The 12581-nt window shown below is 36.3% G+C and carries 14 protein-coding genes; 2 read left to right on the top strand and 12 right to left on the bottom strand.

Features of this window, described 5'->3' with window-relative positions:
- Window position 1: 1 nt before the first annotated feature.
- The 6 genes from DCC35_RS13865 to DCC35_RS13840 all read right to left on the bottom strand — a co-directional run bounded on the left by DCC35_RS13865 (window position 2) and on the right by DCC35_RS13840 (window position 6306).
- Entirely contained in the window at window positions 2-1030 is a 1029-nt protein-coding gene (locus DCC35_RS13865) for a polyprenyl synthetase family protein (RefSeq protein WP_137091372.1), read from the bottom strand.
- 26 nt (window positions 1031-1056) lie between these two features.
- A complete protein-coding gene (locus DCC35_RS13860; protein WP_137091371.1) occupies window positions 1057-1761 on the bottom strand; it encodes a COG1470 family protein in 705 nt (234 codons plus the stop codon).
- A gap of 11 nt (window positions 1762-1772) precedes the next feature.
- On the bottom strand, window positions 1773-2546 hold the full coding sequence (locus tag DCC35_RS13855) for a hypothetical protein (protein WP_137091370.1): 774 nt from the start codon (window positions 2544-2546) through the stop codon (window positions 1773-1775).
- A gap of 222 nt (window positions 2547-2768) precedes the next feature.
- Window positions 2769-4664, bottom strand: a complete 1896-nt coding sequence (locus DCC35_RS13850; RefSeq protein ID WP_137091369.1) for an adenylate/guanylate cyclase domain-containing protein — start codon at window positions 4662-4664, stop codon at window positions 2769-2771.
- A gap of 4 nt (window positions 4665-4668) precedes the next feature.
- On the bottom strand, window positions 4669-5136 hold the full coding sequence (locus DCC35_RS13845) for a hypothetical protein (RefSeq protein ID WP_137091368.1): 468 nt from the start codon (window positions 5134-5136) through the stop codon (window positions 4669-4671).
- Between the two features lie 243 nt (window positions 5137-5379).
- The gene (locus DCC35_RS13840) at window positions 5380-6306 is read right to left on the bottom strand and encodes an NAD-dependent epimerase/dehydratase family protein (protein ID WP_137091367.1); all 927 of its coding nucleotides are present in this window, start codon (window positions 6304-6306) and stop codon (window positions 5380-5382) included.
- Window positions 6307-6668: 362 nt separating this feature from the next.
- Here DCC35_RS13840 and DCC35_RS13835 point away from each other — a divergent pair, with 362 nt between their 5' ends.
- The gene (locus DCC35_RS13835) at window positions 6669-7421 is read left to right on the top strand and encodes a bacteriorhodopsin (protein WP_137091366.1); all 753 of its coding nucleotides are present in this window, start codon (window positions 6669-6671) and stop codon (window positions 7419-7421) included.
- A 54-nt stretch (window positions 7422-7475) separates the two neighbouring features.
- Window positions 7476-8384 carry a Brp/Blh family beta-carotene 15,15'-dioxygenase gene (locus DCC35_RS13830; RefSeq protein ID WP_137091365.1) on the top strand — a complete coding sequence of 303 codons (909 nt, stop codon included), beginning with the start codon at window positions 7476-7478 and terminating at the stop codon, window positions 8382-8384.
- Between the two features lie 24 nt (window positions 8385-8408).
- On the opposite strand, the gene DCC35_RS13825 is transcribed toward DCC35_RS13830, so the two are convergent.
- The 6 genes from DCC35_RS13825 to DCC35_RS13800 all read right to left on the bottom strand — a co-directional run bounded on the left by DCC35_RS13825 (window position 8409) and on the right by DCC35_RS13800 (window position 12565).
- Window positions 8409-8933 (bottom strand): DUF4442 domain-containing protein, encoded by a 525-nt coding sequence (locus DCC35_RS13825; protein ID WP_137091364.1) that lies wholly within the window; start codon window positions 8931-8933, stop codon window positions 8409-8411.
- An 11-nt stretch (window positions 8934-8944) separates the two neighbouring features.
- Entirely contained in the window at window positions 8945-9538 is a 594-nt protein-coding gene (locus DCC35_RS13820; protein ID WP_137091363.1) for a GDYXXLXY domain-containing protein, read from the bottom strand.
- Complete coding sequence (locus DCC35_RS13815) at window positions 9528-10808, bottom strand: DUF2157 domain-containing protein (protein ID WP_137091362.1); 1281 nt, start codon at window positions 10806-10808, stop codon at window positions 9528-9530. The genes DCC35_RS13820 and DCC35_RS13815 overlap by 11 nt, the downstream gene beginning before the upstream one ends.
- A 197-nt stretch (window positions 10809-11005) precedes the next feature.
- Entirely contained in the window at window positions 11006-11446 is a 441-nt protein-coding gene (locus DCC35_RS13810; protein ID WP_137091361.1) for a hypothetical protein, read from the bottom strand.
- Window positions 11410-12075: a hypothetical protein gene (locus DCC35_RS13805; protein ID WP_137091360.1), complete on the bottom strand. Its 666-nt coding sequence runs from the start codon at window positions 12073-12075 to the stop codon at window positions 11410-11412. The genes DCC35_RS13810 and DCC35_RS13805 overlap by 37 nt, the downstream gene beginning before the upstream one ends.
- Before the next feature lie 250 nt (window positions 12076-12325).
- On the bottom strand, window positions 12326-12565 hold the full coding sequence (locus DCC35_RS13800) for a hypothetical protein (protein ID WP_137091359.1): 240 nt from the start codon (window positions 12563-12565) through the stop codon (window positions 12326-12328).
- Window positions 12566-12581: the final 16 nt, after the last annotated feature.

Here is a 12581-nt window from a genome sequence, read left to right as displayed (position 1 = left end):
ATTAATAGTCTCTACTTATCATGTGCATGATCAATGCTTCGATCATATCTTTATCTTCAGAATCTTCAACATTTTGGAAGCAGGTATAAAACTCTTTTAATGCTGCACCCGCCATGTGTTTGGACACTTTTCGGGCATATTCAATGCAACCATGTTCATGCATTTTGTCAAGAACCCAGCTGGCATTATCCAGTTGATTTTCATTCCTGCAATTGGCCAGGTAATTGATCAATTTGCTTTTATTACTGCCTTTCAGTTTTTGAATCAGGTCAATGAGCATGAGTGTTCTCTTTCCTTCCAGAATGTCCCCGCCAATTTCTTTTCCATATGCCTTTTCATCAGCGATCAGGTTGAGGACGTCATCCTGTATTTGAAAGGCAGTTCCCATAAAGAATCCAAAGCGGTTAAACATATCCGGATTGACTTTGCCTTTGCTGCCGATAATTGCACCGATCCGAATCGGGTGTATGGTGGTATACCAGCAAGTCTTTTTTAATATCATTCGCAGGTAATCATCTTCCGTCAGGCATTTTGAATTTTCCTTTCTCCAGCCTAACTCCATGGCCTGGCCTTCGACTGACTGTCTCACCATGTGTTCTATTTCGCTGAAAATCTGCCAGGTTAACTCCGGACCCAAAATGTTGATGTTCATCATCAAGGGTTTAATACTCAATACATTCATCGCATCACCTACATTTATGGCAATGCCGATATTATTGTATTCATGCATGGTAGGCTTATTCCTTCTGAATTCGCTTCCATCTTCAATGTCATCATGGACCAGGAAGGCATTGTGGAATAATTCTAAAGCGGTAGCAGAGTTTATTGCAGTTTCTTCATTTCCTCCCCAGGCTTTACATGTGCTGATACATAAGCCCGGCCTGAACCCCTTTCCGCCCCGGCTTGGATAATCCATCACTAGATCATACAAGTGTTTTCTCGGTTCTGATTTCGGAACGTAGTGATTGATTCCTTTAAGAGCTAACTCACGGTATGATTGCAGCTTTGATTTTAATACGCTTGTTTCCATAGTTGAAAGATGTATTGCCAGGAGATCTATTCATTATCTTTCACATCAACTTTAAGCATCGCTTGTAAATTGTCAATATTTTTATCCTGGATAAAAGCTGAATATTTACCCTTTTTAGTGCTTTTAGGTGCATTGACCATGATTTCCACCATCTCTTTTTCTCCCGGTTTGATTTTTAAGGTTTCGGGACTGATAGTTATGTTTCTTGAAAGAATTTTACCACCTGAAGGAGAAGTAAAATCACCTGCTATCATTTCCACCTTCATACTTTTTTCTGCGTTGTCATTTTGCAGCTGCATTTTTATAGCGACCGATTTTCCGGGTTCTAGCTCAACGTCGGAACTGATAACCGGAATCTGATCAACTGAATTTGAATTACTTTTCTCAGGTGATATATTCACCAGCCTATCAGAGATGTTTTCCAATTGTGAAGATGCCGCTGATACAACGTCCATAAAAATATCTATCACCTCATGGGCGTCACTTCTGAACCTTGATATTACATGGTCGTTGTCTTTATTTCGAGCTTTATCAACGTCAATAACCTTCTTTTCCATTTCTTTAGCGGCAATAATCCCTGCTGCTACTTCTTCTTCAAGAATATCTGTGGCTACTTTAATAATTCTTTGAGCTTCATTGACGGCTTTTTTTGGTGTTAAACCAGCTAATCTTGATTTAGGCTGTTTTGATCTGCCTTTGATCGTCTCTTTTGGTTCCTTTTTGTTTTTCATAGTTGATTTTTCTAGGTGATTATTACTGGTGAGTTTTGAGAATCAGTTGCCCTGTTGTAACATACCTGTACCAATGCTGCTTCATTTGAGCCGCCTTTAATCTCAATCGAATTAATTTTATTTCCTTCGATGTTAACTTCACTGGTTTTATTTTGTATCATAACTGATTGCTCTGAAACCAGTTCCGCATTCATAAAAGCATTGACCTGAATTACGGGATTTCCAAAATTGACAATGGTCAATGAGGTATTTGTTACAGGGAAAGGAAAATCAATTCGCAAACCTTCATTAGGAATGGCAATTTTGTTTTGTCCGGAAGGTTCTCCAAGGGTGGTGAATTGTATGATTCCAGAATCATCAAGAGATCCAAACTGTAATTGCTCATAGGTAAATGGAGATTTTTCTCTTTTTGAATTTACCTCGGCAAAATCAACACATACAGGCCTGGAAGGAGGCTTATCATCACAGTGAGCGATCTTTGTTTTACCTCTTAATCTTATGCTGGCTAATGGCTGGCCAAGTAATTCAATGCCCACGGTATAATCACTGACTGCACAAATAGGCTCACATATTTTGATGCAGACGGGGATATCCTCAACCGCTTTTAAATTCATGTTCATATCGACCTTAAAAGAGTCCCCTTTTTTGTTGCCGACATTTACATTAGCAGGCTTCTCATCAAAAATAATAGATACCGGGCATGGCTTATCAAGTTGAAAATAATGCTCTAGTTTAGCTTTATCCTTAGGCCATTGCAGAATTTTGACGTTATGATCCTCTGGCATAGTTTTTAAAGTATGTTAGTGGCTATACTTATAATTTAATTATAGTTTTTCACAACTCCAAAATAGAATGCCGGTAAGTAATTGAAATAAAGAAGTTTATAGAAGATTATTTAGCTTAATAGGTGTTATTATACGAGAGGTCTTGAAAATATTAGTCGTCAACACAGTATCGGGTATGTTATTCAGCGGGAGCGGGAATTTTTGAAGAATAATAAATAGAAATTAATAATTAGATTCTTTGATCTGGTTGCTGGTGACATCTTTGTTTTTATCTATAGGCTTAGGTTCTACAAAATACATTTTCATTTTACCCTTATTCTTTACTTCCAGTTCCCCTCTGGACTCACAATGATAATGATCAGAAATAAGCACACATGTTTTTTCTGATACATTTATTTTACCCGGGAGAGAGTTTGATTCCATCCTTGAAGCAATATTAACAGTATCACCCCAGATGTCGTAGGCGAATTTCTTAATGCCCACTACACCAGCGACCACGGGACCGGAACTAATTCCAATTCGTATATCAAAATGAATAATTCCGTCGTTCTCTAAAGTTTTTGTGTTTTCCACAAATTCTGCAATTTCAAAAGCCGCCCTGGTCACTTTAAGTGCATGATCTTTATCCGGAAAGGGCAATCCGGAAGCGCACATATAAGCGTCGCCGATTGTCTTAACTTTTTCCAGTCCGTTTTTTTCGATTATTTCATCAAATTTTGAAAAGTAAAAATCAACAGTATTCACTAGTTGCTCAGGAGAAAGGCTTTCAGAATGCCTGGTGAATCCGATGAAATCAGCAAAGAGTACAGAAACCTCTTCAAATCTTCGGGCTTTTACTTTGCCACTCTCTTTAAGTTCATCGGCAATCTCTCCGGGTAATATATTTAAAAGCAGATTATCAGATCGTCCTTTTTCTTTTTCAATAATCTCTTTAGTCCGGGCAATGAATTTATTTCTGCGGAATAAGCCAACTGCAATCACGATCATCAGTAATAGTGCGACAACTACAGCGATAAATATTATCCGTTGATTTTCTTTTTGCTGATTTAACAGATCGACTTCCATCTGTTTTTTGTCAATCTCAAAATCAGTCCTGAGGTTAGCCATCTCCTGTATTGATGCCTGATCGTTCACACTATCCCTGTAAGCCTTAAATTGTTTATAATGAGCAAGTGAATTTTCGTAGTCACCTGTTTGCTCATATAATTCAGATATTTTAAGGTTTACATCACTAATTTGATCAGTGAGGCCATATTTATTAGCAATCTCGAGACTTCTTTTAGCATAATTTATCGCAACAACCTCGTTACCCTGATCCATATAAACATCAGACATATAACTCAGGTAAATGGGGATCGGATAATAGTGCTCCATCATTTCCAGTTGAGTGATGGCTTTATTAAGCATAATCTTGGCCGAGTCATTTGAACCGATCATGGCAAGGGCAATTCCCTTGTTACCATTATTATAGGATATTCCCTCTTTAAAATCCAGGTCTTTAAAAATATTACCTGATTTCTCAAAGTATATCAAAGCGGAGTCCGGTTGCTTTTCTGTAAGGTATTCATCACCCAAATTCTCATAAGCAGTAGCAAGTCCTACAGAATCATTTTCTTCTTCAAGGTGGGATATTGCTTTAAAATAGTATCGAACAGCATTGATATGGTCATCTCTTACAGAATAAACATCAGCAATGGCTATATTTGTCCGTCCGGCTTTTACACTCATGTTTTCTGATTCAGCAATTCTTCCCGCTTCGAATAGATTTTCCAGAGCAGGGATTAATTCACCGGTAATTCGATATGAATTTCCTTTTTGCAGGTAACCAATGTAAAGGTATTCCGGAGACTCGTACTTTAACGATAATTTGATCAATTCATTACTGAAACTTAATTTCTCCGGCATATCCGAATATTCTGCAAGTATTTTTAATGCAGGTAATAAGTCTTTACCTGATACTTCGCCGGATTCATAGATTACCCTGGCACTATCAATATTGTCGGAATATTGTGAATATATATTAGATGGAATGAAAAAAAAGTATATAAAAAATATTATAGCACTTTTAATTAAAGTGATATTCAGGTTCAAATTGTATTTTTTAATGTCCTCAACCATTATATCAATTTGATCGAACCATGAGTTTCGGATCAATATCAAATGTTTCAGTACCTGATCCTGGTTTTATAACCTTGAAAGTAATGATATACTTTTCCTCCATTCCTGCGGTTCCTTCTTTCACTCTTCCCCTGACTTTTCCATTGCCATTTCTTTCCCTCAGGACGTTAGATTCGAAGATGTTATCTCCTCTTTGATGTCTGATAGTGGTGATTTTTACTTTATGATTCGCTGAAGTAGATGAAACCCCGTTCCAGATCACAATATCTCCAACTTTTACAGTATCTACATGATCGCGAATATCCGTGCCAGGTTGTTGGCCGCTAAAATAACAATATTTGTATGCAGGACTCTGAATATTCTCGGTGTCACATACTAAAGTTAGGGGATCTATTTCCTGGGCTTTACTTTGAAAGTTGATGAAGAATATCAACACGATGATCATGGAATAATATCCAAATATTTCCTTCATAATTATTATAAAATTTGGTAGTGGCAATGCAGTAAAACTGTTTGGCTCTTTTAATTTTAAAAGACAGTTTAACGGCTTATTTTAATAAATATAAGAATTAAAACTTACAAATAAGAATATTAATTCTTTTAATAATTCAATTTGGGTGGTGTGCGGTAAATATGGATTTAACAAGACTGTTAAAAAAACAGACCTTATTAAAAACATAACTGAAGTATTATCGGTAAAACGCTATGAATGGTTTTATCTTTCTTTTATTATTTTCTCTACTCCCTCATGGTAAGACGTAACCTGAAAATCAGGAAAATGATTTTTAAATTTTGAGGAGTCAAATTTGTTGTCAGTCTCGTACCTTGGTAGGAGTTCAGCAGCATCTCTGATAACCGGGTTAAAAATTCCTGCAGCTATTAGCATCCACCTTTTGAGTATTGTATACTTAATATTTCTATTATAATACTTGCCGAAAATCCCGATGAATTCTTTAAATGTAATTCTATTATCATCACAGGGTAAATGCCAGGTCTGATTATACGCAGAAGGTGTATTGCCGATCAAAGCCATCGCTTTACTGGCATCTGGTGTGTATATCCAGGTTCTTAACGTATCGTTTCTTAAAAAGACTTTGGCTTTCTTACCTTCCTTGATGTTCTGAATGATGGTATTATTAGTAATACTTTTTGTTTTTCCGGGGCCGTAAAACTCCGGGGCACGACAAATTACTGCAGTCAAACTTCCGTTTTCAATTTCTTCTAATATTCTGTTTGCAGTTTCAGCACGGACTTTTCCTTTCGGACCATTTGGTTGAAATTGAATTTCTTCAGTTTGAATTTCACTGGTCTGGGGATACATATAGGTGTTATCGAAGTAAACGAGCTTAGCATTAAATTTCTTACAGGCATTTATTGTGTTTTCAACCATCACAGGCCACTGATCAACCCACATTTTGGTGTCCATAGGCAAACCTGTACAGAAATAAACTATATCTGATCCTTCAATAGCCTTTTCGGTATCTTGAGCATCCATTAAATCTGCAGGAAATAAAGTATCAGATTCACGGATTTTTCGCGGTTTTCTACTTACCAGTCGAATATCAGAAGAGTATTTCTTGTTTAACTCTTTTACAAGTTCTTCACCAATCTGTCCATTTGATCCCAAAATAGTCTGTAGCATAATTTAGATTTTTACTTCAAGGTGAAATTATAAAATATCTGATTCTATACGATCCGAATTCTTATAATTATTCCTCCTTTTGAGTTCGGCTGTATTAACATAGTTTAGGTAAAAATATTAAGCGCAATTAGTGAATTAAAAATATAGACCTTTCTCGCTATTTGAATATTGGTAGAAAATTCAAACTTTCAATTTGGTCCTTTACTAACCTTAATTATTGGTTTTAAGCAATTATAATACTGATTTCTATTAGATATCAGTATTATAACTCATTATTTTGTTTAACTATTTTTAATAAAAATTAAACAAAATAATCTCGATGCCTGTTTTCATTTTGATTTTTAATTTAAACCAATAAAACCATGATACTTCTTGAAGTTTTAACTATTCCAGTAGATGATCCGGTAGCGTTCACGTTTTTTACTGGGTATATGGCAATGATGGCTGCTTCGGTATTTTTCTTTTTTGAAAGATCCAGAGTAACGGGCAAATGGAAATTATCACTATTAATTTCTGGTTTGATTACATTCATTGCAGCAGTTCATTATTATTATATGAGAGATTACTACCTATCAACAGGAGATAATCCGACCGCATTAAGATACATTGACTGGACACTTACGGTTCCGTTAATGTGTGTTGAATTTTATCTGCTTACAAAGGCGGCTGGTGCTAAGAAAAGTCTTTTAGTCAAGTTGATTATTGCTTCGGTATGGATGCTTGTATTCGGTTACATAGGAGAGGCATTCAATCCAGAAGGAGGTAGTACTTCTCACAGTGTGATTTACGGAGTTTTATCAACACTTGGTTATATTTATATCCTTTACACCGCATGGATAGGAGAGGTGGCCCAATTATCAAAGAAATCTGATAATCCATTGATCCAGAAGAGTGTGAGAATATTGGCCTGGTTCGTATTAGTTGGATGGGCAGTCTATCCGATTGGTTATATGTGTATGCCAGGAGGATGGTTAAATATTGCTTTCGGATGGGAGCCAAGCAGCGTAGACCTTTTCTACAACATTGCTGATGCGATCAACAAAATTGGTTTTGGTTTGGTTGTTTATAACCTTGCTGCGTCAGATACCGAAAGGCTCGCTGAATCCACACAATAAAAAAAATTTGATACAGAAAGCCGGGTAAGTACCCGGTTTTCTTTACCCTCAGATATGAATCTTTCTGTATTTATTTACATAGCATTTAATCTTGTATTCCTGAACCTGATACAGATTCAAAATGATCTGTTTGATTCTATGTTAACAGGTATGTGCTTATTTGCCATTCTGACTTTAGGAATCTCTCATGGTGCAGTGGATAATTTGCTTTATGGAGCAAAAGGTAAAAAGCAGAATATTCGATTCATTATTAATTATATCCTGATAGCTATCGGATTCGGAGTTATCTGGTGGTTTGTGCCCAACCTGGCATTTATATTATTTATTTTGTTTTCAGCATATCATTTTGGTCAATCACAGTTTGTAGACCTGACCCCGGATAAGGGGATTGGTGGGTTTTTATTAGATTTTTTATGGGGATTAAGCCTCATCTCAGGACTTATTTATTTAAATGCTCCTGAGGCAAGTGCTTTTGCTGAAGAATATTTTAAATCTCTGAGTTCTTTTATCCTGATGATAGAATATTCAGGTTACCTAACAGCCGGGTTTTTAACAGTAACATTGATTTTGTTGATAAAGAACCGTTTAAATGGATTTATTTCTAACAATGAACTCTTAAGAGAATTGTACCTGATCGCCCTGATCGGCATATCCTTTAAATTGTTTGATCTGCTATTAGGATTTACCCTGTATTTTATCATTTTACACTCATTAAAGGTACTCAGGCAGGAGTTTTCATATTTTAAGATCAAGTCCAAACTGAAAAATGTATTTCAGTTTATGAAATTGTTATTGCCCTTTACATTAATTTCAATACTGGGAATTATACTGATCTTTATTATTGTTTCCTTTTTTGAAAGGCCTGATCTCATCCCATTTTTAGGGATTGTATTAATTTCTTGTATCACAATTCCACATGCTTTTGTAATGGAAATTTTCTATGAGAATAAATTTCACGGTTAATTAATAGAAAGTATATCCGATAATCTATTTCTTTGACCGCTTTCTTTTTTCTTTAAAGTATTCTTTATCAGAAATATATAGTACCTTTTTTACCTCACAGAAAATGACAGTCCGGTTTTTATTTTTCAATTCAACATGTTTAGTGATCTCTATTTCATTTTGGTCATTGATCGCTTTTCTGATGTTTTCCAGCTCTTCAGTAGTGTATTGAAAGTCAGCATACAGATCTTCTTTAGCAGGCCTTTTGAATCTAATAACAGCAGATTTGTCCCATACTACATAATCATCTCCCAGTAGATTCATTAGCTGAACCATCGGAATTGGATCCACAGCTGAGAACATACTTCCACCAAATATGGAATTAACATAATTTTTATTTTTATAGCTGATCGGAACCTTTATACTGATATTGAGGAGATCATCTGAAACATGGCTTATTCTTCCTGTACTGCGCCGGTACATTGGTGAAAGGTTAAAGCCATGTTTGAAAAGGCTGGCTTTACTCATAAATTTCGTTCCTATTTCAGCAATTTTTCTGTAAACAGACATTATTTAATTAATCAATCGTCTTGGTTTGATTTCGCTTGTCTTTCTTTAACTATTTCTTTGATTGATTTGTTGCCGACGATTACATCTTCGAGTACGGCCTCACCATTTAATATCTTAATAACACTATAAGATTCAACTAACGAATCTCTTTGCGACTCCCTGTGAACTGTTTCGGCTACCGGAGCCATTGATTCTTCCATGTAATACCTGTCAAAAGGATATTCGATTCTCAGTGTAGGCGGCTTTTCGTAGTCGTGAATTCCACCTATTCTTGCAATAATAAATGGTTCTAAGGTTTCTGGTTTATCTTTAAAGACATCAACTGGTTCTGTAAACCCTTCTTTATTCTGTGATAGGGTAACATAAATTTCATCTCCGTAATTCCATTGTTTTGAGGTATCAATTACTACAGAATTAGCTTCATAATTCAATACAATATATTTACCTCTAAACGGATCGGTAGGATCTATTGGTTGAGTTTTAAACTTAAAAGTTTGTCCCTCATCAAGTATTTTTTCCTGTTCCATGATCATTTTAGCCGGAATGTATAATTGAATCAAGGCTACCAGGATAAATAGCGGAATGAATATTTTTTTATTTTTCATTTTTGCTTTTTCTCTTTAGTACAAAATAATTAGCTGCAAAGAAGCTTGCTCCTACAATCACGAAAAGTCCTCCGCGGATATAAAATGGAAGGTCAGAATCAAAAAACCGGAAAATAGCCAGGAATGCTATGATAGACATCCCAAAATTCATTATAACGAGATGGTCTTTTTTAGCACCATCATTGACATATATAACTCCCAGAATCAGAATTAAAATATTTATTAAAAACACTGCGATTGGAGAATAAAGGCCGATCAGATAAATCAATACAACCAGTGGGAATACAAATGAAAAATAGGGTAACTCTTTAATTTTAGTTGTTTTGATTTTCCAGCTAAGGAAAGCAGCAGAGATAATTAACAGGATTAATGATGTGAAAGCTTCAGTAGAAGTACTGACTCCATCAAAACTAAAATTTTCACTTCTTAAATGACTCCAGAATTCATCAAAGCTCAAAAAATATAATACCACAAGAGATCCGATAACACCTAAAATTTCAAAGCCATTATTTCTGGGTTTAAGGTTTTTAAATTGATTTCCAATGAGAATGATCAACCCGAAATAACATATATAGCTTAAGAATAAAAGCTCTTCATAACGTTGAGATACAGTTCCCAGGCAGATTGAAATCGAAAGTGGTATAAACCAGTTATGAAAATAAAAACCATTACTATTTTCTCTTGATCTGAATAAATACACATACCATGGAATTATTGCTAACAGTAAAGGCCAGTATAGATAGGATGGGGTGGTAGGGTAGTTCCAGTAGGAAAGTTCACAGGCATACCAGGTAAAACCGATGATATAAAATAATGAAGTAATAGAAGATTTCATCAGGTAAACGATCGGCAAACCCAATAATACCCATATCAGGAGAAAACCTGAAAGCTCACCTTCAATATGGTAGATCTGGCTGACCAGAGAAATTGTTGCCCCTATTGAAAGAAACAGAAAAACTGCACTGGCTTCCCTCCAGCTATGAGAATCCGGTTTTTTTGCAAGGGTAAATAAACAAGCTAACTGTCCTGTAACGAGTGGTAGAAAAGCGAAAACCGTTCGGGTAAATTTTGAAAACTCATCCCAGTTATGGGCAATTATGAGAATAATTCCCGATCCAACTAACAATGAGCCGAGAATACTAAAAGCTAATATTAATCTATTTGGGCTTTCTGGCTTTTTGGAATCATAGTAGTTTCTGATATTGTCAGCAATCTCATCTGAAATCACTTCTTTTTCAGTCAGTTCCTTAAGGTTGATGTTGATATTCATATTTTAAAAAAATGGAAAAAAGCGATTCCTAAGTTAAAATGTTTTGGTTACAATTTTAAATAAAACGATTTTCATTCACTCAAGACAGAATTTAAGAGAAAATATTCCGTGATAAATATTTATTCTAACACTAAATAAAAAATTAAGCCCCTGCATTTCTGCAGAGGCTTTCCATGTAACCGAAAAAATCAACTAAATCAATTTCTGTTCACGGTTATAGAATTAGACAAACTAAATGTTCCTTCAAGATCGGCAGCATTCTGCCCTGTTTCGAGTCCGGTAAGTCCTTCTGAATAGGTTATTCTCCAGATCAGACAGACACCCACTCCGGCAGCATCGAAATCTACACCTTCCAGGTCGTCCATTGTTGGTGGCAGTCCCAGGATATTGCCCTGATCATCAGTGATGACGTAGCCGGTGTTAGCGAGATCAAAATTATCTGAAACAGTGATACCACTTACCATGTCCGGTGTTCCATCGATATCAAAGTTAAATGGTCCACCATCCAGGGTTCCTGCCGTAGCTCTCGTCACCATGATAGAATTTGAAAGACCATAGCTACCGGTTAGATCGGAAACATTATTCCCTACTTCAGCCCCCATCAGGTCAGCCCGAAGGTCATGTGCCAGATCAGGCAAACACCTCCGCCTGCTCCATCAAAATTGACACCTTCAACATCCGCAAGGGTAGGAGGTATCCCTAATATATTATTCTGATCATCGGTAATCACCCATGTTGTGTTGGGACCGTTGACTTCAGAATCGTCCAGGCTGATACCACTAACCATATCCATTTCGCCATCAACAATAAATGTAAACGGCCCTCCTGTAATCATACCGCCATTCAGGCCATCTCTGTTTACAGTAATAGAATTGGATAGATCATAATTACCAGTTAGATCGGAAGCGTTTTCTCCGGGAGCTAAGCCTGCAAGTCCGTCTTCATACCTGATATACCAGATCAGGCAAACACCGGGCCCGGCATCATCAAAATTCACCCCTTCAAGGTCGCTCATCGTTGGAGGAAGTCCGAGGATATTTCCTGCGTCATCCGTAATTACAAAACTTGAATTAGAACCCCTCATATCGCCTGATAGAGTGATTCCACTAACCATGTCCGGATTACCATCCACGACAAAGTTAAAAGGGCCACCATCTAATGTACCTGCTTCCGGGTTAATGGTTACATCATCATCGTCATCATCACAACTGGTTGTTATGACTGAAAGACAACCGAAAATAATTAATAAAATAAAATGCTTTTTCATTGTGCTAGTTCTTTTAATGTTATTTGCAAGCTAGCCACGAAGTATTACCTGTTGGTCACGAGAATTTAACGAAACTGTATAATTTAAAAATTACTTAACTAACTGTTAGTCAGTGTTATAATTGTGTATCGTGATCGTTTTGTGATAAATATTAATCATGAATTTGAGAAAGGGCACTTATTACCATAGTCAAATAAAAAAAGCCCGGTAACAAATTACCGGGCCCAGGCTATGAAATTAAGTATAAAGGTTATTTTCTGGTCATAATAAATGGGTGCTTAACAGAATCAGCCCCGGTGGTGTGCCCTGAAATATTTCCCCGGGTATGGTTTAAGTGTCTGCCTTCAAAAGATATAGCATCCCCATTTACCATCATTTGCATATAAAAGTGGCTATAAACAGTTTGAGGGATGCGCATTTGAAACGCACTTTCTGCACCTGACTCATCAGTAAACGTACCGGGAAGGTCATAGTATTCAGGAAACTCCACTCCGGGATCCAGTTGA

The organism is Mangrovivirga cuniculi, from assembly GCF_005166025.1.
GTDB lineage: Bacteria > Bacteroidota > Bacteroidia > Cytophagales > Cyclobacteriaceae > Mangrovivirga > Mangrovivirga cuniculi.
This window is presented reverse-complemented; position numbering and strand designations above follow the sequence as displayed.